16 protein-coding genes are annotated in these 22,202 nt (G+C 58.9%); 11 read left to right on the forward strand and 5 right to left on the reverse strand.

Annotated features, from left to right (window positions below):
- The first annotated feature begins 42 nt into the window (after nucleotides 1-42).
- The 3 genes from HMPREF1494_RS02480 to HMPREF1494_RS02490 are packed head-to-tail and all read left to right on the forward strand — an operon-like array spanning nucleotide 43 to nucleotide 3,474.
- Nucleotides 43-732 carry an ABC transporter ATP-binding protein gene (locus HMPREF1494_RS02480; RefSeq protein WP_003836887.1) on the forward strand — a complete coding sequence of 230 codons (690 nt, stop codon included), beginning with the start codon at nucleotides 43-45 and terminating at the stop codon, nucleotides 730-732.
- Between the two features lie 34 nt (nucleotides 733-766).
- A complete protein-coding gene (locus HMPREF1494_RS02485; RefSeq protein ID WP_003836885.1) occupies nucleotides 767-1,990 on the forward strand; it encodes a COG1361 S-layer family protein in 1,224 nt (407 codons plus the stop codon).
- On the forward strand, nucleotides 1,987-3,474 hold the full coding sequence (locus tag HMPREF1494_RS02490; RefSeq protein WP_034519147.1) for an ABC transporter permease: 1,488 nt from the start codon (nucleotides 1,987-1,989) through the stop codon (nucleotides 3,472-3,474). Before HMPREF1494_RS02485 ends, HMPREF1494_RS02490 begins: the two co-directional genes overlap by 4 nt.
- Before the next feature lie 3 nt (nucleotides 3,475-3,477).
- Here the strand turns inward: HMPREF1494_RS02490 and HMPREF1494_RS02495 are convergent, their stop codons facing one another.
- Complete coding sequence (locus HMPREF1494_RS02495) at nucleotides 3,478-5,424, reverse strand: 1-deoxy-D-xylulose-5-phosphate synthase (RefSeq protein WP_034519149.1); 1,947 nt, start codon at nucleotides 5,422-5,424, stop codon at nucleotides 3,478-3,480.
- 159 nt (nucleotides 5,425-5,583) lie between these two features.
- On the opposite strand from HMPREF1494_RS02495, the gene HMPREF1494_RS02500 reads away from it, so the two are divergent.
- The 5 genes from HMPREF1494_RS02500 to HMPREF1494_RS02520 all read left to right on the forward strand — a co-directional run bounded on the left by HMPREF1494_RS02500 (nucleotide 5,584) and on the right by HMPREF1494_RS02520 (nucleotide 10,884).
- Entirely contained in the window at nucleotides 5,584-6,573 is a 990-nt protein-coding gene (locus HMPREF1494_RS02500; RefSeq protein ID WP_003836879.1) for a zinc-binding dehydrogenase, read from the forward strand.
- 53 nt (nucleotides 6,574-6,626) lie between these two features.
- Nucleotides 6,627-7,124 carry a 5-(carboxyamino)imidazole ribonucleotide mutase gene (purE, locus tag HMPREF1494_RS02505; RefSeq protein WP_003836878.1) on the forward strand — a complete coding sequence of 166 codons (498 nt, stop codon included), beginning with the start codon at nucleotides 6,627-6,629 and terminating at the stop codon, nucleotides 7,122-7,124.
- Nucleotides 7,108-8,283, forward strand: coding sequence for a 5-(carboxyamino)imidazole ribonucleotide synthase (purK, locus tag HMPREF1494_RS02510; protein ID WP_003842454.1), 1,176 nt, complete (start codon nucleotides 7,108-7,110; stop codon nucleotides 8,281-8,283). Before purE ends, purK begins: the two co-directional genes overlap by 17 nt.
- An 11-nt stretch (nucleotides 8,284-8,294) precedes the next feature.
- Nucleotides 8,295-8,690 (forward strand): Fur family transcriptional regulator, encoded by a 396-nt coding sequence (locus HMPREF1494_RS02515; RefSeq protein ID WP_003836874.1) that lies wholly within the window; start codon nucleotides 8,295-8,297, stop codon nucleotides 8,688-8,690.
- 145 nt (nucleotides 8,691-8,835) lie between these two features.
- Entirely contained in the window at nucleotides 8,836-10,884 is a 2,049-nt protein-coding gene (locus tag HMPREF1494_RS02520) for an LTA synthase family protein (RefSeq protein ID WP_231495296.1), read from the forward strand.
- A 166-nt stretch (nucleotides 10,885-11,050) separates the two neighbouring features.
- On the opposite strand, the gene purD is transcribed toward HMPREF1494_RS02520, so the two are convergent.
- The 3 genes from purD to purF all read right to left on the reverse strand — a co-directional run bounded on the left by purD (nucleotide 11,051) and on the right by purF (nucleotide 15,043).
- The gene (purD, locus tag HMPREF1494_RS02525) at nucleotides 11,051-12,313 is read right to left on the reverse strand and encodes a phosphoribosylamine--glycine ligase (protein WP_034519153.1); all 1,263 of its coding nucleotides are present in this window, start codon (nucleotides 12,311-12,313) and stop codon (nucleotides 11,051-11,053) included.
- 81 nt (nucleotides 12,314-12,394) lie between these two features.
- On the reverse strand, nucleotides 12,395-13,429 hold the full coding sequence (purM, locus tag HMPREF1494_RS02530) for a phosphoribosylformylglycinamidine cyclo-ligase (protein WP_003842452.1): 1,035 nt from the start codon (nucleotides 13,427-13,429) through the stop codon (nucleotides 12,395-12,397).
- 99 nt (nucleotides 13,430-13,528) lie between these two features.
- The gene (gene purF / locus HMPREF1494_RS02535; protein WP_034519156.1) at nucleotides 13,529-15,043 is read right to left on the reverse strand and encodes an amidophosphoribosyltransferase; all 1,515 of its coding nucleotides are present in this window, start codon (nucleotides 15,041-15,043) and stop codon (nucleotides 13,529-13,531) included.
- A gap of 185 nt (nucleotides 15,044-15,228) precedes the next feature.
- Here purF and HMPREF1494_RS02540 point away from each other — a divergent pair, with 185 nt between their 5' ends.
- The 3 genes from HMPREF1494_RS02540 to HMPREF1494_RS02550 all read left to right on the forward strand — a co-directional run bounded on the left by HMPREF1494_RS02540 (nucleotide 15,229) and on the right by HMPREF1494_RS02550 (nucleotide 18,045).
- Nucleotides 15,229-16,821: a Y-family DNA polymerase gene (locus HMPREF1494_RS02540; protein WP_034519159.1), complete on the forward strand. Its 1,593-nt coding sequence runs from the start codon at nucleotides 15,229-15,231 to the stop codon at nucleotides 16,819-16,821.
- The gene (locus HMPREF1494_RS02545) at nucleotides 16,818-17,045 is read left to right on the forward strand and encodes a hypothetical protein (protein ID WP_003836862.1); all 228 of its coding nucleotides are present in this window, start codon (nucleotides 16,818-16,820) and stop codon (nucleotides 17,043-17,045) included. Before HMPREF1494_RS02540 ends, HMPREF1494_RS02545 begins: the two co-directional genes overlap by 4 nt.
- Nucleotides 17,046-17,433: 388 nt before the next feature.
- Entirely contained in the window at nucleotides 17,434-18,045 is a 612-nt protein-coding gene (locus tag HMPREF1494_RS02550; RefSeq protein WP_012901997.1) for a DUF4230 domain-containing protein, read from the forward strand.
- A 408-nt stretch (nucleotides 18,046-18,453) separates the two neighbouring features.
- Here the strand turns inward: HMPREF1494_RS02550 and HMPREF1494_RS02555 are convergent, their stop codons facing one another.
- Nucleotides 18,454-22,188 (reverse strand): phosphoribosylformylglycinamidine synthase, encoded by a 3,735-nt coding sequence (locus tag HMPREF1494_RS02555; RefSeq protein ID WP_034519162.1) that lies wholly within the window; start codon nucleotides 22,186-22,188, stop codon nucleotides 18,454-18,456.
- Between the last annotated feature and the right edge of the window lie 14 nt (nucleotides 22,189-22,202).

Here is a 22,202-nt window from a genome sequence, read left to right on the forward strand (position 1 = left end):
GCAACGGCATCTGCCGGCACCGTTGTCAGACCAATCATCGAGGTGAGGAACCTGCGCAAGGAATATCCGGTGCTTGACGAAACCGTCGTGGCGCTGGAGCGCATCAATCTCAATATTCCACGTGGTCAGATTTGTTGCATCTACGGCGAATCGGGTTCCGGCAAGTCAACATTGCTCAATCAGCTGGCGGGCATGGAAAAACCGACGAAAGGCGGCGTGCGCATCGGTGGCGTGCCGATCTCCCGCCTCGATGAACGGCAATTGGCGGAATTCAGGCAGAAACACCTCGGTTTCGTGTTCCAGTCCTACAATCTGCTGCCGAATCTCAATGCCATCGAAAACGTGGCGATGCCGTTGATGTTCCGGGGCGTGCCCAAACAGAAGCGCGAAGCGGTCGCCAGAACCATGCTCAGGCGTGTGGGCCTTGGCAAACGCATGAGGCATTATCCGACGCAGATGTCGGGCGGTCAGCAGCAGCGCGTCGGCATAGCGAGAGCCTTCGTGGCGCGACCGGAGGTCGTATTCGCCGACGAGCCGACCGGCAATCTCGACTCCAAGACCAAAACCGACGTGATGGATATGATCTGCGCGTTCGCACACGATTTCAATCAGACCATCGTGCTCGTCACGCATGACGACAACATGGCGCAATACGCCGACCGCATCGTCACGTTACTTGACGGGCGCATCATCGACGACCGACCCGTGCATCACGGCCGAAACAGGGCATGACGCAGACAGATACAGAGAAGAAGGACCGTTTTTCATGACCAACACCAATCGCAAGACTCGATTCGTCAACCTGCTGATCGCCACGGTGGCGGCAGTGGTCATCATGCTGACCTGCATGGTGCCTCATGCGTTCGCCATGGCCGGAGGTGCGGAATATGAGGCGGCACGGGCCGCGGCCGGCCAACTGGCCGACACCAATGCCGACGCGGGCACGGGATCGGACGGCACCGTCAATCCGGCGAATGGAGGCTCTGACGGCAGCGATGGCGGAAGCGAACAGATTGCCGGCCCCGTGCCGAACATCATCATCACCAACTTCACCTATGGCGATGGCTCCGTATCGGTAGGCAGCAGCTTCAATCTCGGTTTCACCTTCCAAAACATGGGCAAGGTGGCCGTGCAGAACATGGTCGTGACCGTTGACGGCGGCGAAAGCTTCGCCATCAACGGCGGCACGAACACCTTCTACTTCGATTCGCTGTGGGCAGGCTATTCGCTCACGCAGAGCGTGCCGATGCAGGCATTGTCCAGCGCGAAGAGCGGCGCCCAGGGCATTACCGTAAGCTTCAAATACGAATACGTCGATAATAATGTGCGCAGCTCCAACAGTTCCGACATCAAGATTTCGGTACCGGTCTCGCAGCCCGACCGTTTCCAACTGAGCGATCCGGTGCTCCCCGACATCATCAACGCCGGTGAGGAAGCCACCATCACCATGGCATACGTGAACAAGGGCAAGGGCGACATTTCCAATGTCGAGGCGTCCATCGAAGGCGACGGCATCACCAGCACCCAGGCCACGCAGTACATCGGCAACGTGGCGTCCGGAGCGTCCGGATCCATAGGCTTCGCATTCACGCCGAACGAGGCGACGGAGACCGAGGCCAAACTGCGCGTGACCTACGAGGACTCCGACGGACAGTCGCAGACCAAGGAATTCCCGGTAAAGTTCACTGCGCAGGAAGCTGCCAAGCCTGACATCAACGACGGGATGACGCCTGATGATGGGCAGAACCAGCAGGGTGTTCCGGCATGGGTGTGGGCGCTCGTCGCCCTTGCCGTCATCGTGGCGATCGTGTTGACCGTCGTGTTGGTCCGCCGTCACAGGAAGAAGGCCAAGAAGCACGATATCGACGAGGATTGGGACGATTGGGCGTCCGGTGATTCCGCCGGTTCCGCCGCGGCCGACGAGGCGCCGACGCAGACGATTGCACCTGCCGATCCCGCATCCGCCGATTCCGCCAAGGGGCAGGCATGAGATTTTCCGATATCCTGCACACCTGCAGTCAGAATCTGTTCCGACGAAAGTCGCGCACGATTCTGACGGTGCTCGGCGTGGTCGTCGGCTGCTGTTCGATCGTGCTCATGATCTCGATCGGACAGGGCATCAACGAACGGAACGAGCAGATGCTCAAAAGCATGGGCAGCCTCAACGTCATCACCGTATACGCCGGCAGCGGCTCCCAAGGAGGGGGCGGATATGACGATGCCGTGAACTCCGCCGGTTCTTCGACGGAGGCGAAGCTGAACGACGATGCCGTGCAGAGCTTTCGCAATATTGCGGGCGTGAGCGGCGTGCTATCGGAAAAGACCCTGCAATATACCACTGATGCCACTGCAGGCGTCGGCAACCGGTATGCGGCGCAGTATCTGTCGGTCATGGGTGTCAACACGTCGCAATTGGAGGCATCCGGCTACACGCTCAAAAGCGGCCGATTGCCGTCAAGAAGCGGCGAAGTGCTCGTCGGCGAAGGCACCGCCTACAATTTTCTCGACAAATACCGGTCCGGCGCGAACATACAGCGGACCGCACCGGGCGGCTACGTCTGCGATGCGAGCGGCGAATGTCAGGAAAGCGAAGGTGAGGAGCCGTTCTTCGATGTGCTCACCACGAAAATAACGCTGATCACGGGGGCGAACTATCAAAGTCCGGACGATTACCGTAAGGTCGGCAGTGGGACTTCGGGCGGATCCGACACGGACGGCAATGCCGGCCAGCAGACTCCGACCATCTCCAACGAATACACGCCGGTAGGCGTAATCAAGTCGAGCGATAACGGTTACGATGCGTTGAGCAACGGTGTGATCATGACCATGGACGATATGAAGGCCTTGATGGCCAAGGCGGCCAATACCAGCGTCACGGACGTATCCCGCAACTTCACTTACGATCAGATTCTGGTACGGGCGGAAAACATCAAAGATGTGCCGAGTATCGAAGCCCAGATCAAGTCAATGGGGTACCAGACCTCGTCCTTCGAGCAGACGCGCAGGGAGATCGAGAAGCAGACGCAGGGCATTCAGTTGGCGCTGGGCGGTATCGGCGGCGTTTCGTTCCTGGTGGCCGCCATCGGCATCGCCAATACGATGATCATGTCGGTATCGGAACGAACGCGTGAAATCGGCATCATGAAGGCGCTTGGCTGTTATGTGCGTGACATTCGCGTGACCTTTTTGTGCGAGGCCGGTGCAATCGGTCTGATCGGTGGCGTGATTGGCTGCCTGATTTCCGCTTTTGGTTCGCTCGGCATCAATCTGGTGGCATTGCACGGATTCAGTTGGGAGAACGTCATCAAGGCCATCATGGGCGGTGACGACGTCAGCAGAATCTCCGTGATTCCGTGGTGGCTGTTTGCGGCCGCAACCGTGTTTTCGATCGCAGTCGGCGTGCTTGCGGGTTTCGGACCGGCCAATAAGGCCGTGAAGATTCCGGCGCTCGACGCCATCAAAAACGAGCAGTAGGCACTAGGGACGCGCCTGACGAATACGGTTGACGATACACTCGGACGTCAGGCCGTAACGCCGGTTGAGATCGGCAAGCGGCACACGGTCGGTGAACTCCTTGACCGCACCGAAATTGAGGACATGCACGGCGTTCGCCCGCGAATCGGTCGAATTGGCGTAGAAGGCGGTGATCTTCTCGCCCCATCCGCCCTCCAGTTGTCCATCCTCAAGGGTCACTACGATCCGGTGGCCATCCGCCAACATGGACAACAGTTCCTCATCCAACGAGGAATACTGCGGCACCGCAATCAGCGTGGCGGTCACCGGGAGAGCCGGCAGACCGTTCGAATCGCCATCGGCGCCGCCTTCCGACAGGCGGTCGACCACTTGGGAAGCCAACGCGACGGTGTTGCCAAGTCCCAGAACCGCGATATCCCGCCCCGCCTGAAGAATCTGATACCTGTTGAACGGACAATCGCCGGCATTGTCGACAGCCGGAATGACCGGTTCGTGGCCTGCGGCACGTGCTATCGGATCGAACGCCATATCCGCGGCGCGTTCCAACTCGAGAATCTGCTCGCCGGGCATGCGGATCGCCACCACGCCATGTTCGGACGGGCCGGTGGCCCACGCCAGCATGTCGAGCATCTGCTCGCCGCTGGTCGGCGCAAGGCAGGTCAGATCCGGGATATTCGCGAACATCGTGATATCAAAGGCGCCGGAATGCGTGTTGTCCGTACCGGAAAGGCCGGCGCCGAAGATCAGCAGCGTCACCGGAACATGGTTCAGCGACAACTCCTGCTGCAGCTGATCGAACGTGCGCTGGAAAAACGTGGCGGAAGTCGCCAACACCGGTCTTCCGCCGGCTTTGGCGATACCTGCCGCGAACGCCGCGGCATGTTCCTCGGTGATGCCGGTATCGATATAGTGCGCACCCGCGCGTTCACGGAAATCACGGGTTATGCCGTTCGACCCGGGTGTCGCGGGGGAGATGACCACCAATCCCGGTTCGTTCGCAAACCGCGATTCGAGCGAGTTCATCGCCATGGCGCCATAGTATTTACGCGCGTCGAGTGCCGCGTTGAGCGCAGAATCGGGATTCTGCCAGTGATTCGCCTCGCATTGGCCGGCATGCGGTTCGGTACCTGTCTGGTTGCAGCCATCCGAACCATTGTTGCCATCGCCGGCCGCTTCGTCGAATCCGAGTCCCTTGATGGTATGCACATGCACCACGATCGGATGGTCGATGTCCTTGACTGCGCGCAGCGCCTCCACCAGCGCGTGCACATCGTTGCCCCGCTCCACATATCGGTAGTCCAGACCGAACGCTTTGAACAGGTTCAATGCGGCCGTGCCGTCCGACTTGCGCAGCGCCGCCAGCGAGCCGTACATGCCGCCGAAATCCTCGGCTATCGACATCTCGTTGTCATTGACGATGATGATGAGATTGCCGCCCTGTTCAGCCGCGTTGTTCAGTCCCTCGAAGGCGATCGCCGAGCTCAACGCGCCGTCGCCGATCACGGCGATCACATTGCCGATCGCGCTGGAACCGGAGGCACTGACCTGCATATCGCGGGTCTTCGCAAGACCGCAGGCCAATGAGATGGATGTGCCGGTATGCCCCAGCACGAAGGAATCGTGCTCGCTTTCGAGCGGATTCGTGAAGCCGGTCACCGACCCGAACTGTTTCGGATCGGTATAGGCCGTGGCACGCCCGGTCAGCATCTTATGCACGTAGCTTTGGTGGGAGACGTCGAAGACAAGACGGTCACGCGGTGAATCGAATACGCGGTGCAGGGCCACCGTCAATTCCACGATACCCAGATTCGAGCCGATATGGCCACCATGGCGCCTGCCGTATTCCAACAGGGTGCCACGGATTTCAGCGCACAGATCGGCAAGCTGCGAAGAGGAAAGAGCATGCACGTCGGCCGGAGAGTGTATCGAATTCAACATGCCAACGGTCATCTTGTCCAACGATCCTTTCCCTTGCCTTCCAAAGGCGAAATCCTATCGCACCATATGCCCCCGCGGTGAGATTTGCGGGCAAATGACTGCAAAGTCTTCTCAACTGCGGCACAATGGAGTCTACGAAACGTTGCACACAGTATTCGCAAAGGAGGGCCAATGAGGGCCGTATACGCTGCAGGGGTGGATTACGACGATCCGCTGTCCGTGCTGGAGGTGGGCGAGCGGCCGGAACCACAAGGCAAGCCGTTCTGGTCGACCATCAGCGTGCATGCCTCCACCGTGAACCACCATGATGTCTGGAGTCTGCAAGGCGTGGGCCTGAGCGCCGATGCCACGCCGATGATCCTCGGCACCGACGCGGCCGGCGTGCTCGAAGAGGACATTCCCGTACGCAAAGGGCTCAAAGCCGGAAGCGAAGTGGTGCTCTACACGTTCATCGGCACCGACGGCGCAGGGGTCATGCCAGGGGAGCGACGCACCATCCTGTCCGAAAAATACGCGGGAACCATGGCCGAGCTGACGCAGGTACCCAGCGCGAACGTGTTCGCCAAACCGTCCAACCTGAACCTTGACGAAGCCGCTGCACTCGGCACCAGCTGGTTGACCGCGTATTCGCTATTGTTCACCTCGGCGAACGTAAAACCCGGGGATACGATTCTGATTCAAGGTGCGGGCGGCGGCGTGTCCACCGCGGCCATACAGCTCGCGCATGCGGCCGGTCTGGAGGTGTTCGTCACCTCCCGCAGCGAAGCCAAGCGCGCCAAGGCCGTGGAACTCGGTGCCGACGCGGCCTTCGAACCCGCCGCACGACTGCCACGCAAGGTTGATGCGGTCATCGAATCGGTGGGCGCGGCCACATGGAGCCATTCGGTCAGATCGGTACGACCCGGCGGCACCATCGCCATCTGCGGCGCCACCACCGGCGACCAGCCCGGAGCCGAACTGACTCGCGTGTTCTTCCAAGACATCCGCGTGCAAGGCAACACCATGGGATCGCGAGAGGACTTCGCAAGACTGCTCCGCTTCGTGGAACACGCGGACCTGCATCCGGTGATCGACTCCACGTTCGCGCTCGCCGATGCGCGTCGCGCCTTCGCCAAAGTGATCGACGGCGATGTTTTCGGAAAGATAGTGCTGCACATCTAGCCGATTGCGTAAAGTAGCAAAGGTATTCTTGGCTATTCTCTACGGAGGTTTTCATGGCAGACAATAAGCCCGAAGTGGCGGTGATCATGGGCTCGGCGAGCGACTGGGAAACCATGAGGCATGCATGCGAGATACTCGACGAGTTCGAAGTGCCGTACATGAAGCAGGTGATTTCCGCACACCGCACTCCGGAACTCATGGGTGAGTTCGCCCATGACGCCCGTGCCAATGGCCTGAAGGTCATCATCGCCGGCGCGGGTGGGGCGGCCCACCTGCCGGGCATGGTCGCAGCCCAGACCACGTTGCCGGTCATCGGCGTTCCGGTGCGTTCCCACGCCCTGTCCGGCTGGGATTCGCTGTTGTCCATCGTGCAGATGCCTGGCGGCATCCCGGTGGCCACCACCGCCGTGGGCAACTCCGGTGCCACCAATGCGGGCCTGTTGGCCGTGAGCATGCTGAGCACCACCGACGAGCGCTTGGCCGAGGCTCTGCAGGAATACCGTGATTCATTGAAGGAAAAGGTGGCTGAATCCAATGCCCAGCTTGTCTGAGGAAACCGACGGCCGTGTCGAGCGTCTGATGCCGGGGGCTACCATCGGCATCATCGGCGGTGGACAGCTTGGCCGTATGATGGCACTGTCCGCACGATATATGGGCTTCAGGATCGGGGTGCTCGACCCCACCCCCGATTGTCCGACCGCGCAGGTGGCTGATTTCCAGATCGCCGCCGAATACGACGACATCAACGCCATCCGCGAACTGGCAGAGCGATCCGACGTACTCACCTACGAATTCGAGAACGTGGATGCCGATGCCATCGATCAGGTGCGCGCCCTTGCTGCGGCACCGCAGGGTACCGATTTGCTGCGCGTTACGCAGGATCGTGTCAATGAAAAGCGTTTCATCAACGATCATGGCACCGAAACCGCTCCGTGGAAGGCCGTGAACAGTTTTGAGGAACTCGACGCGGCATTGGATGAGATTCATTATCCGGCCGTGCTGAAGACCCGTTCCGGTGGTTATGACGGTCACGGTCAGACCGTACTGCGTTCCGAAGCGGATTTGGAGAAGGTGCGCGCCCGTGGCGATCGCGGCGGTGGCTTCCCTCCCAGCATTCTTGAGGGATTCGTCGATTTTGCCTTCGAGGCGAGCATCCTTGTGGCTGGCAACGGCAAGGACTACGTGACCTTCCCGATCGTACGCAACGAGCATCGCAACAACATCCTGCATATGACCATCGCACCGGCCGAAGTGAGCGATGAGGTGGCGTGTGAGGCGCACGAACTCGCCCTGCGTTTGGCTGAGGGCTTTACGCTGGCTGGTATTCTGGCCATCGAGCTGTTCGTCACCAAGGATGGCAGGGTAGTGGTCAATGAATTGGCTCCGCGCCCGCACAATTCCGGACACTACACCATTGAGGCATGCTCTTTCGACCAGTTCGACGCACACATCCGTGGCATCGCCGGATGGCCGCTCGAACAGCCTCGGCTGTTGAAACCGGCCGTGATGGTGAATGTGCTCGGCCAGCATGTGGCGCCGACCCGTGCCTTGATCGCCGATCATCCCGAATGGAACGTGCATGACTATTGCAAGGCCGAGGTGCGCCACGATCGTAAGATGGGACACATCACCGTGCTGACCGACGACACCGCCGAAACCGTGGCCGATCTGGAATCGACCGGCTGCTGGAACGACTTGAAGAAAGCCTGAAATTCGAACCAATGAGTGAACACATCGTACGTCAGACCCGTCAGAAGGATGCGATCCGGGAGGCGCTGAGCGGCAATGACGAATTCATCTCCGCCCAGGACCTGCACCGCAAGCTGGAGGACGAGGGTGTGCATATCGGTCTGGCGACGGTGTACCGCCAACTCAACGCGCTGGTCGAGTCGGGCCGTGCCGATACGGTACGGCTCGACGGCCAGCAATTGTACCGTTTATGCGGTGACGACGGGCATCACCATCATCTGGTATGTACGTCATGCGGTAAAACCGTGGAAATCGACCCTCCGAGTGAAGACTGGCTGCGCGGCATCGCGGAAAAGCACGGCTTCACCATCGAATCGCACACCGTCGAGGTGTTCGGCCTGTGCCCCGACTGTCGGCACCGTCGATAGCCGCACGGGAAGACGTAGCATTATCGCCCGCGAGTAGCGAAAATCGTAAAGAAATATGCTCGCATACCGCTCTTTTCAGGAACATATATCACAATGAGCATGGCAAAACGTGAACAAAGTGGGGAAACGCGTGACCAGAACATCCGTGAACAAACCAATTGAAGAACTGAGCATCGCAACGGTCGGCCCGTCCGCTCGCGGCAAGGAACGCAAGGCGTTCCCGGGTTGGCTCTACGCCGTGCTGTTCCTGGTATTCGATTTTCTTGCGATTGCGATTCTGCAGTGGGGCGTGACGCTGTCCAGCACCAGGGTGACGCTGTCCAGCCCGCTCAACGGTCTGGGTGACCTCGTCTCGAAAATGTGGCTGAAGCTGAATTTCGTGCTTCTGCTGAACATGATTATGGTCGGCATCGTCTATCTGGTGCTGCTCATGCTGTGCAATCGTTTCTGGATAGCCACGCCGGTACTGATCGCAATCGCCACGGTCATTGCGGTAATCGAACGATTTAAGGTTGAGATTCGTTATGAGGCGATTCTGCCGTCCGATCTGAACTTCCTCGGTTCGAATACCGGCAATCTCATGAGTTTCATGCCATCGAACGCGCCGCTGGTGATTGGCGTTGCCGCGGCCGCGTTCGTCGTGTTCGTGGCATTGATCGTGTTCCTCAACCATATTGACGGGCGTCATGGTCGCATGATCCGCAGTGCCAACCCCGGGCTTGCCGCAGTCACCCGACTGCTGCTGATCGCGGTGCCCGGTCTCGGATTCGGTCTGTATGTCGCGCAGGTCGGCACCGTGGATTCATGGGCATACGGCCTGTCCCGGGGCATGGGAGACACGCCTTCCATGTGGGATTCCGTCTACGATGCGCAACGCAACGGCCCGGTCGTCTCCTTCGTGCGTCAGCTCAATCCGAAAGTCATGGACAAGCCTTCCGATTACAGCGAAGAGACCATGAAGGCCGTGGCCGCACGCTATGCAAAGGCCGCGAAGAAGATCAACGCGAATCGTTCCGCGAACATGACCGACAGCACCGTGATCTATGTGCTGTCCGAATCCTTCTCCGACCCCTCGCGTGTGCCGGGGCTGAAGGTTAACAAGGACGCGATGCCGAATATCCGTTCCATCAAGGAGCACACCACTTCCGGCCTGATGCTCTCTTCCGGATACGGTGGCGGCACCGCCAATCTCGAATATATGGGTCTGACCGGCCTGAGCATGGCGAATTTCGATTCGTCGCTGACCAGTCCCTACCAGCAGCTGGTGCCGACCGAGCATTGGACGCCGACCATCAACCAGATGTGGGGCGCTGCCAAGAACTCCATCGGCCTGCACCCGTACGAGCCGTCCATGTATTCGCGCGCCACGAATTATAAGAAGTTCGGTTTCTCGCACTTCTACACGCTTGAAGGCGATGACATCATCTCGCATCAGGACAAGATCGATGATTCCCCGTACGTCAGCGACGAGGCCGCCTATACGAGCACCATCGAAGAGGTGAAAAAGAGCAAGAGCGGTCAGTTCCTGCAGCTCATCACCATGCAGAATCACATGCCGTATAAGAATTGGTACAAGAACAATGAGTTCAAGGCCGAATCGACCACCGGCACACCGCTGGGGGAAGGCGAAACCGAGTCTATCGAAACCTATGCCAAGGGCGTGGAACTGACCGACACCGCCACCAAGGACTTCCTTGAGCAGCTTGACGAAATCGACAAGCCGATCACCGTAGTCTTCTATGGCGATCATCTGCCGGGCATCTACTCATCCGCCAGCGAGGATGAGGATAATTCGCTCGACCTGCACCTGACCGACTATTTCATCTGGTCCAATAAGGCCTCGTCCTCGGCCAATACCAAGATTTCCGACGACAATTACTCTTCGCCGAACTTCTTCGTGGCCGAGGCGGCCGAACATATGGACGCCAAGGTATCGCCGTATCTGGCGTTCCTTACGCAGATGCATTCCAAGATCGCCGCCATGGAACCACCGGTCGTCAACAACATCCAAGGCTGGGATCGCATTCCCGAAGGTCAGAACATCTATCTTGACCAAGACGGCAAGCCGATGGCCGAAAAGGATCTCGATGCCGAAACCAAGCAGTTGCTGGCCGACTACAGGCTGATCCAATATGACATCACGGCAGGTAAGAACTATCTGAAATCCACTGGTTTCATGAATCTGCCGAAGTGATGGCGGCGGCATGCCGCGAACGGTGCGGTTGACGGGATCGAGGGCGACCATTAATCCCGTCCGCTCACGAATGCGGTCGAAATTCACGGCGAGCCCGCCAATCGAATGGTTTCCTGACTGTGCAGGCATTCGATCGGCGGGCTCGCCTCGTATGTTCGTATGTCGTTTATGCGTTCAACGCCTTGGAACCGATGTCGTGGCGGTAGAACATGCCTGTGGTGTCAAGCTGGTCGATGATTGCGTAGACCTTGTCCTGGGCGGCCTTGATGTCGGCGGCGGAGGTTTCGACGAGCAGCACGCGGCCGGAGCTGGCCACCAGACCGTTGTCGCCATTGGCCACGCCGGCGTAGTAGACATGGGAATCCTGATCAACCGGAATCTCAGGGATTGCGGCACCCTTGACCACGTTGACCGGATAGCCTTCGGCGGCGAGCACCACGCCAAGGGTGGCGTTCTCGCCATCCCAAGTGAACTCCGGGGCTTCGCCATTAAGAATGGCATTGATGCCGGCACCGAGGTCGGAAGTGAGTTTCGGCAGCACCACTTCGGTTTCCGGATCGCCGAAGCGGGCGTTGAACTCGATGACCTTCGGACCGTCGGCGGTGTCGATCAGACCCGCATACAGAATGCCGGTGAACGGTGTGCCTTCGTCGGCCATGGCTTCGACGGTCGGTTTGACGATGGTCTCAATGGCGGTGTCGATCACATCCTGGCCGATTTGCGGCACCGGGCTGTAGGCGCCCATGCCGCCGGTGTTCGGGCCCTTGTCCTCATCGTAGGCGCGCTTGTGATCCTGCGAAATCGGCATCGGCCAGAAGTCGGTGCCGTTCACGAAGCTCATCAGCGAGAATTCCTGGCCTTCGAGGAAGTCTTCGATAACCACTTTGGCACCGGCGTTACCGAAACGGTGATCGACGAAAATATCTTCCAAAGCGGCAATGGCGGTTTCCTCATCCATCGCAACGGTCACGCCTTTGCCCGCAGCCAAACCGTCAGCCTTGATCACGATCGGGGCACCATGTTCGCGCACGTAGGCTGCGGAACGGTCCAGGTCGTCGAAGGTCTGATACTTTGCGGTCGGAATGTCGTGACGTTCCATAAGCTGCTTGGCGAAATCCTTGGAGCCCTCGATCTGGGCGGCGGCCTTATTCGGGCCGAACGCCTTGATGCCGGCTGCGGCGAAATCGTCGACAATGCCTTCGATCAACGGCACTTCCGGACCGACGAATACCCAGTCGTAGTCGTTGTTCTTCACGAATTCGACCAGCGCGGCATGGTTGGAAGGATTGAGCTGCGTAGTGCGGATGCCGTCCAGTTCCATGCCCGGATTGCCCGGGGCCACGGTGACCTCGCTGACACTGCCGCCACGCATCAACGCGTGCGCGATGGCGTGCTCGCGCGCGCCGGAACCGATAACCAGAACCTTCATATTTCCTCCTATCACTGTCCCCGCCGAGGGGTTGCTACGAAATGATCGGGGTGAACCGATCCGGTTCACCCCTTATTGCCATTACTGAAGTTCGACGTCGTCGTTGGTCTTCTTCACAATGCTGCCCAGCACATAGCCGGTCTCGCCGTTGCTCTTCAGCAACTCCATGGTTTCATCCGCACGGTCGGCGCTCACGGCCAGCACCATGCCGATACCCATGTTGAAGATGTTGAACATTTCCATATGATCGATTTCGCCGGCCTTCTCGAGTACGTCGAAAATTGGCAGGATCGGCCAGGAGCCGAGGTTGATGCGGGCGGCAAGGCCGTCCGGAATCATGCGCGGGACGTTCTCGATGAAACCGCCGCCGGTGATGTGGGCCACGCCCTTGACCACGCCCGCCTTGAACAGTGGGGAAAGAGCCTTCACATAGATTTTGGTTGGGGTGAGCAGCACGTCGCCGAGCTTTTCACCGTTCAGTTCGTCCAGCACGGTGTCCACGGTGTAGCCGGCCTGTTCGAACAAGGCTTTGCGTACCAAGGAGAAGCCGTTGGAATGCACGCCTGTGGATGGCAGGCCGATGAGCACGTCACCTTCGCAGATGGTGGAGCCGTCGACGATTGCGGACTTTTCAGCCACGCCGACTGCGAAACCGGCCAGATCGTACTCATCTGCGTCGTACATGCCCGGCATTTCGGCGGTCTCGCCGCCGATCAGACCGGAACCGGCCTGCACACAACCGTCGGCGACTCCTGAAACGACCTGCTCAAGCAGGGCCGGGTCGTTCTTGCCGCAGGCGATGTAGTCCAGGAAAAAGAGCGGTTCGGCACCTTGGGCGGCGATGTCGTTGACGCACATGGCCACGCAATCGATGCCGATGGTATTGTGCTTGTTCGCCATCTTGGCCACGACCAACTTGGTGCCGACGCCATCGGTACCGGAAATCAGCACAGGCTCCTTATAGCCGAGAGAAGCGAGGTCGAACAGGCCGCCGAAGCCGCCGATGCCGCCGACCACGCCAGGACGGTTGGTGCGTGCCACATGGGACTTGATGCGCTTGACGACTTCGTAACCGGCTTCGACGCTTACGCCGGCCTCTTCATATGCTTTTGGCATATCAAACCTTTCTAGGGTTCCAGTGTTCTTCTTTGTGGTTGCGGACGTGTAATGAGTCGGGTTCCGGATGGTCGAATCGCCATGCGGAACCCGAAACGGTTATTCTTGTGCCTCCGTCGGCTGCACCTTGTACTCGTTGCCCTCGTACTTGCTCTTGTACAGGGCGAACTCAGGCAGACGCACGCGATCCTCAGGGGTGAGGGATTTGAGGAAGTCGGCTTCGTAGTCGGCAAGGGCGGTGGGGTAGTCGCCGTTGAAGTAAGCGACGCACAGGCCTCCGTAGGGCGCATCCGCACCCAGACCGATGGATTCGACCAAGCCGTCGAGCGACAGGAACGCCAAGGAGTCGGCACCGATGAAATCGCGAATCTCCTCGACCGATTTCTTAGCGGCGATGAGCTCCTTGGTGGTGGAGATGTCGATGCCATAGAAACACGGATATTTCAGCGGTGGTGAGCTGATGCGCATGTGCACCTCTGCCGCGCCGGCCTCCTTGAGCAGCTGCACGATGCGCTTGGAGGTGGTGCCACGCACGATGGAATCGTCGATGACGACCACCCGCTTGCCTTTGACCACGCCGCGCACAGCGGACAGCTTCATACGCACGCCCTGTTCGCGCAGTTCCTGCGTTGGCTGGATGAAGGTGCGGGCTACGTACTGGTTTTTGATCAGGCCCATTTCGTTCGGCAATCCGGCGGTTTCCGCATAGCCGGAAGCGGCGGAGAGCGAGGAGTTCGGTACGCCGATGACCATGTCGGCCTCGACCGGGGATTCCTGCGCCAGTCGTGCGCCCATGCGCTTGCGGGCGGAGTGCACGTTCACACCGTAGATGTCGGAATCAGGGCGGGCGAAGTAGATGAATTCCATCGAGCAGATGGCCAACTGCGTCTGGTTGGTGTATTGCACGATCTTGTAGCCGTGGTCATTGATCACTACGATCTCGCCCGGACGGATATTGCGCACGAGTTCGGCGCCGACGATATCGAGCGCGCAAGTCTCGGAGGCGAGCACATAGGCGCCGTTCTTCATCTTGCCGAGGGAGAGCGGTCGGAAGCCATTCGGATCGAGCGCGCCGATCATGGCGTCTTCGGTCATGATCAGATAGGCAAAACCGCCGTGCACGGTGTTGAGCGCTTCCTTGAGTTTGTCCATGAACGTACGTTGCATGGAACGACGCAGCAGGTGCATGAGCACTTCGGTATCGGAGTTGGAATGGAAGATCGCGCCTTCATCTTCCAGCTTGCGACGCAGGGACGGGCAATTCGTCAGATTGCCATTGTGGCATAGGGCCATATCGCCGTCATGGAAACGGAAAATGAACGGTTGGATGTTGTCGGTGCCGCCCGAACCGGCAGTGGCGTAACGCACATGGCCGATCGCCCTGTCTCCCTTCAGACGTTCGATTTCACGTTCGTCGCTGAACACCTGGGTCAGCAGACCCGTTCCGCGATGACCGATGAGATGACCATTATCATTCGAGACAATGCCGGCGCCTTCCTGACCGCGATGTTGCAACGCATGCAGACCGAAGTAGGTGAGTCGGGCGGCGTCCGGGTGGCCCCAAACGCCGAAAATACCGCATTCCTCGTGGATGTCTTCGAGTTCAGCTGACAAGCCAAAGCTCCTTCCAAAACCATGGAGACAAGGGGTTCGCTACCGTTCAACCCTACCAACCGCCGGCTACAACCGGCGGGTTTGGAAGGAATGATGAAACACGCGGCATGTCGAACGGATGTTCGAAAACCTTGCTATGATGAGGGGGTAAATCGTCCATTGTCGGAAGGGTGGAAGGAAGGACCATGGCCGAACGTACCTATATCGCCATCGATCTGAAGTCCTTCTACGCCTCGTCCGAATGCGCGGAACTTGGTTTCGATGCGCTACGCACGCATCTGGTGGTGGCGGATCAGTCGAGGACCGACAAGACCATTTGCCTGGCGGTATCTCCGTCACTGAAGGAGTACGGGCTTCCCGGGCGTGCGCGGCTGTTCGAAATCAAGGCAAAACTCAAGGAGGTCAACGCGACTCGGCGTAAGGCGGCGCCAGGAGGCGTGCTCATCGGCGAATCGTACAAGGCGGATGAGCTGGAGGCCAATCCGAATCTCGCCGCAGGCGTGTACATCGCCAAACCCCGCATGTCGCACTATCTCGCCGTCAGTGCGAAAATCTACGGCATCTATCTGCAGTATGTGGCTGCGCAAGACATTCACGTCTATTCCATTGACGAGGTATTCATGGATGTCACCGGGTACCTGCGTGCCTACGGCAAAGGCGCGCACAATCTGGCGAAGGAAATCATCCAACGGATCTTCGACGAAACCACCATCACCGCGACGGCCGGCATCGGCACGAATATGTATCTTGCAAAAGTGGCCATGGACATTGTGGCGAAGCATATTCCGGCGGATGCGGACGGCGTGCGCATCGCGCAACTGGATGAGATGTCATACCGGCGTCTGCTGTGGAACCATCGGCCGTTGACGGATTTCTGGCGCGTGGGCCGCGGATATGCGAGAAAACTTGAGGCGCAAGGGTTGATGACCATGGGCGATATCGCCCGATGCTCGCTGGGCAAGGCCTCCGAATACTACAACGAGGATCTGTTGTACAAGCTGTTCGGCGTGAACGCGGAGCTGCTCATCGACCACGCGTGGGGTTGGGAACCGTGCACCATCGCCGATATCAAGGCGTATAAGCCGGCCGGGCACAGCATGAGTTCCGGGCAAGTGCTCACGGGTGCCGTTGGTTTTGAGACCGCACGACTGATCGCCAAGGAGATGGCGGACACACTGTCGTTGGATCTGGTGGCCAAAGGCGTGAAGGCCGGCCGTATGGGACTGATGGTCGGATATGACACCGCCAGTTTGGACCCGAAACGGTTGGGGGAATGCGGTACGCCGGAATTGAAGATGATTGCCGAGCGGGCGGCGGCTGAGTACGACGGTCCGATTGCGGTTGACCGATATGGCCGCCGTGTGCCCAAACCTGCGAACGGATCGATTGATCTGAGGGAGTGCAGTTCCTCATCAGCCCGTATCCGTGACGCCGTGGATGAGCTGTTTTGCGCGATTGCGGACAGGCGGTTGCTGGTGCGGCGGTTGAATGTGGTCGCAGCGGAATTGGTTGCTGAAGAGGAATTGGCCGCACGACGAACGGTTCCTGACTATACCCAACCAGACTTGTTCGATATTGTCGAGGGAGATGTGGAAGCGCAGGACGTTGCGGCTCGCGGTGCTCGGCCGGAACCGGAAATGACCGAACGCCATGTACAACGAACCATCCTTGACATCAAGCGCAAGTTCGGCAACAACGCAGTCATCAAGGGCATGGACCTCTTTGATGACGCTACCGGTCAGCAGCGCAACAATCAGATCGGGGGCCATGCCGCATGAGCCTGCAGGAGACCCATCGCTACGACGACATCATCGATCTACCGCATTGCCAGTCGCGCACGCATGCGCACATGAGCACGCATAATCGTGCCGCCCAATTCATGCCGTTCGCCGCACTGACTGGCTATGGGGATATCATCAGACAGACCGCTGAATCCAGCAATGCGGCCGTCGAACGAGCCAACGCGCCCGTGAACCTCGAAGACGGTTACTTTTCCGCCTGAGTCTACGGGTTTGTCAGTGCTCGCCAACGTGTTTCTTGGCATGTTTCCGGCGTCGACTGAATGCGTGTGAATCTTGCTGGGTCATAATCATGAGCGAACTGTCCGTATATGTGAAAGAGAGGGGCGGTCATTCCGTCTGCCCAAGTGTCGAATATGCGTCGTGCAACAGCGGGAAGATTGTTGACCGTGCTGTAGCAGACGCAGACTTGGTTGCTTAGTATAAATGGTTTCTCGTTGGTTTCGCTAGCCAAGTAATCGACATTCATGCCGATGAAATCAGCGATAATGGCGTATGGTAAGGCCAATGATATGACATACGACGTCGTAGTCACTACGGGCCTCTCAAGAGAAAGAGAAGATTATGACGGCAAAATCCGTTATGAGGAACATGAATAGCAAGAAGGCGAAAACGATCATCATCGTTGTAGGCATCGTGGTCTGCGTTCTGCTGGGAATGTTGATCTACCGCAAGGCTGAGGATTTTTTTAATCCTCAGAAGGAGGGGTCTACAATCACTACGACGATCGTTTCTCGTCAGCTTGAAAAGATGCAGGATCTGACCACCGCGAAGGAGAACGACTACGGGTTTGAGGAGTTCTCCGAGGGCAAGGTCTCCTATGTGAACAAGAAGAAGTTCACCATGTTCTACAGTTACGAGATTCGTGCCGGTGTCGACTTGTCTAAGGCGAAGATTGCGGTTGATAACGAAGCCCACACGATTTCCATCACATTGCCGAAAGCGGAGTTGCAATCGGTGTCAGTCGATCCTGATTCTCTGAAATTCTTTGATGTGGAAAACTCATTGTTTAATGGCAATGATGTAACCGACACCGCTGACGCGTTGAAGGAGGCGAAGAAGGCGGCATCGAACAAAGCCAACAAAAGCGAGCTTCTTCAGGAAGCCAACGATCAAGCTGTGGAAATCGTTGAAAAGGCGTATGCGCCGATTGCAAAGGCAGATGGATATAAGGTCAACGTTCAATTCGCCGACAAGCAGTAAGCGGTTCCGTCAATGGAGGTGTAATTGATGCAAGGCCTGATTCATATCAGATGAACATCATTTGAGTACAGAGTCGGTGAATTTGATGTCTGGTCTCGGCTTATTTCGCTTATAGATGGCGGTTCCATAGCAGAATGACAGTTAAATTCGTAATGGATATACCCCCTAAGCTGGATTTCCATTTCTTCATCTGCCATCTATAAGCGAGATAGCGTAAAGAAGCGGTTGTACTGGCGTGGCTCCATGACATGAAACATGTAAGGCTTGGAAGAAGATTACGGTCGGTGTCACTGGATTGAAGACTGACTGTATATGGATAAGGTTCGGCGGCGGAAAGATAAGGGAGGGTTGGAATCCACGCAGGATTCCAACCCTCCCCTTTGGCCTATGCAATTACTGCCGAGGTGCTCAGGCGGTGAAATACTCCACGCCGGCTGCGAACAGCGGCTGGTCTTTCTCGCCCGGCACGTTCTTGAACGTGCCGTTACTGTAGCGCTCGGAGTGGCCCATCTTGCCGAACACGCGGCCGTCCGGGCTGGTGATGCCTTCGATGGCCAGCAGTGAGCCGTTCGGGTTCACGTCGAGGTCCATACCCGGCACGCCGGCCTCGTCCACGTATTGCGTGGCGATCTGGCCATTGGCCTTGAGCTGGGCGAGCACGTCGTCGGAAGCCACGAAGCGGCCCTCGCCGTGGGAGATGGCGATGGTGTGCATGTCGCCCACCTCGGTTTTGGCGAGCCACGGGGAGAGGCTCGATGCCACGCGGGTGCGCACCAAGCGGCTTTGGTGGCGGCCGATGGTGTTGAACGTCAACGTCGGGCATTCGGCGGTCATCGGCACGATATCGCCGTACGGCACCAATCCGAGCTTGATGAGCGCCTGGAAGCCGTTGCAGATGCCGAGCATCAGACCGTCGCGATTGTTCAACAGGTCGCGCACGGCCTCGGTCACGGCCGGGGCGCGGAAGAATGCGGTGATGAACTTGGCGGAGCCGTCCGGCTCGTCGCCACCGGAGAAGCCGCCAGGAATCATGATGATCTGGCTCTTCTTGATCTCCTCGACCAGCGCGGCGGTGGATTCGGCTACGGCAGCCGGGGTGAGATTGTTCACGATGAGCGTGCTCACGTCGGCACCGGCACGTTCAAAGGCGGCGGCGGAATCATATTCGCAGTTGTTGCCGGGGAACACCGGAATCACCACATGCGGCTTGGCGATGCCGGCGCCGGTATACAGGGTCTTCTTCGGCGCGTTGAAAGACACGGTTTCGACGGTCTTGCCCTTGTCTTCACCCTTGGAACGGTACGGGAATACGGATTCGATGCCGCCCTCCCAAGCATCCTGAAGTTCGGCCAGTTCCAGCGTCTCGCCGGCGGCTGAGAAGGAATACTCCTCGGTGGTCTTGCCGATCTCGCCAACCTCCACCAGATTGGACATGGCCGGAATCTTGGCACCGTCGGCCAGCTCCACAATGAAGGAACCGTATGCCGGAGCGAACAGGTCGTCCACGGAGATGCCGTCAGCTAGCTTCACGCCAATCTGGTTGCCGACGGTCATCTTGAAGATGGCCTCGGCGGTGGCGCCGTAACCCGGTGTGGATACAGCCAACGCATCGCCGAATTCAGTGAATGATTCGATGGCGGAGAACACTTCGAGCAGCGCATCTTTGTCCGGCATCAGACCATCAGCCTGGTAACGCGGGGCGATGCGGACCACGCGGTGGCCGGCGCCCTTGAACTCGGGGGAGGTAGCGCGCTTCATATTGCCCACCGCCACGGCGAAGGAAATCAGGGTCGGCGGAACGTCAAGCTGCTCGAAGGTGCCGGACATGGAGTCCTTGCCACCGATCGCACCCGCACCCAGATCGATCTGGGCCATCAGGGCGCCCAGTACGGCGGCCATCGGCTTGCCCCAGCGTTCCGGTTCATCGCGCAGCTTCTCGAAATACTCCTGGAAGCTCAGGTAGGCCTCCTCGTGCTCGAAACCGGCGGCGACCAGCTTTGACAGGGATTCGACCACGGACAGGTATGCGCCCGTGAACTGGTTCTTCTCCATGATGTACGGGTTGAACCCCCAGGCCATCGCGGAGGCGGTGGTGGTTTCGCCGAACACCGGCAACTTGGCGACCATGGCCATGTTCGGAGTCAGCTGCCTCCTGCCGCCGAACGGCATGAGCACGGTGCCTGCGCCGATCGTGGAATCGAAACGTTCGCTCAAGCCCTTGTTGGAAGCCACGTTCAGGTCGGTGAGCATGGTGCGCATACGCTCGGACAGCGAGCCGGAAGCCCACGGCGTGGCGTAATCATGCTGCGCTTCGACATGCACCACCTGATGCTTCGGAGCGCCATTGGAGGCGAGGAATTCGCGGGACAGGTCCACGATCGTGTCGCCATTCCAGACCATCGTCATACGCGGATTTTCGGTCACGGTTGCGATGACCTCGGCTTCGAGGTTCTCTTCCTTGGCGTAGCTAAGGAACTCGTCCACATCCTCCGCAGCCACATCCACGGCCATACGTTCCTGCGATTCGGAAATCGCAAGCTCGGTGCCGTCCAGACCTTCGTACTTCTTGGATACCTTGTTGAGATCCACATACAGGCCGTCAGCCAGCTCGCCGACCGCCACGGATACGCCGCCCGCGCCGAAATCGTTGCAGCGCTTGATCAGACGGCATGCGTCGCCACGGCGGAACAGACGCTGCAGCTTGCGTTCGACCGGTGCGTTGCCCTTCTGCACCTCGGCACCGTCGAGTTCCAGCGATTCGACGTTGTGGGCTTTGGAAGCGCCGGTCGCGCCACCGATGCCGTCACGTCCGGTACGTCCGCCGAGCAGGATGATCTTGTCGCCCGGGGCCGGGGTCTCACGGCGCACATGATCGGCCGGAGTCGCGGCCACGACCGCACCGACCTCCATGCGCTTGGCCACATAGCCCGGGTGGTAGATCTCGTCGACCTGGCCGGTGGCCAGACCAATCTGGTTGCCGTAGGAGGAATAGCCTGCAGCCGCCGTGGTGACGAGTTTGCGCTGGGGGAGCTTGCCCTCAAGCGTTTCGGAAACCGGAACGGTCGGATCGGCGGCGCCGGTCACGCGCATGGCTTGGTATACGTAGGAACGGCCGGACAGCGGATCGCGGATGCAGCCGCCGATGCAGGTGGCCGCGCCACCGAACGGCTCGATTTCGGTCGGGTGATTGTGGGTCTCGTTCTTGAACAGGAACAGCCAGTCCTCATCCTGACCGTTCACATCCACCTTCACCTTGACAGTGCAGGCGTTGATCTCCTCGGATTCGTCAAGGTTCTTCAGGATGCCGTTCTTCTTGAGCCACTTCGCACCGATCGTGCCCATATCCATCAGGCACACAGGCTTGGCGTCGCGGCCCAGTTCGTGACGCATCTCAAGATACTTGTCGAATGCGGCCTTGACGGTGGCATCATCGATGGTGACCTCGTCAAGCTGCGTGCCGAATGTGGTATGTCGGCAATGATCGGACCAGTAGGTGTCGATTACCTTGATTTCGGTGATGGTCGGATCGCGTTGCTCCTCGGTGAAGTGCGCACGGCAGAACTGCAGGTCGGCCAGATCCATGGCGAGACCACGGTCGGCGATGAACCGCTCAAGCTCGGCGTCGCTCATGGTGCGGAATCCGTCGATGACCTCCACCTTGCCCGGGACCGGCACCTGGGTCCTGAGTGTGGTCTTGGTGTCCAGCGAAGCCTCACGCGCTTCGACCGGGTTGATTACGTAATGCTTGATGGCGTCGACGTCTTCGGCGGAAAGATCGCCTTCCAACGCATACACCTTGGCGGAGCGCACGGTCGGGCGCTCACCCTGCGAAATCAGCTGGATGCATTCGCTGGCGGAATCGGCACGCTGTTCGAACTGTCCAGGCAGATATTCCACTGCGAACACGGTGTCCGTGCCAAAATCCGGCAAATCGGCGGATACGTTGTCCACCTGCGGCTCGCTGAACACGGTCGGTGTGGCCTGGGCGAACAGTTCTTCGCTGATGCCTTCCACGTCGTAACGGTTGACGAGACGCACGTTCTTCAATGCCTTGATGTCGAGAATGGTCCTGAGCTCGTTGGCGAGTTGTCGTGCCTCGACGTCAAAGCCGTGCTTCTTTTCCACGTATACGCGAAAAACCATGTGTCATCTCCTTC

It is taken from the genome of Bifidobacterium sp. MSTE12, assembly GCF_000513015.1.
In the GTDB taxonomy this organism is placed as follows: domain Bacteria; phylum Actinomycetota; class Actinomycetes; order Actinomycetales; family Bifidobacteriaceae; genus Bifidobacterium; species Bifidobacterium dentium.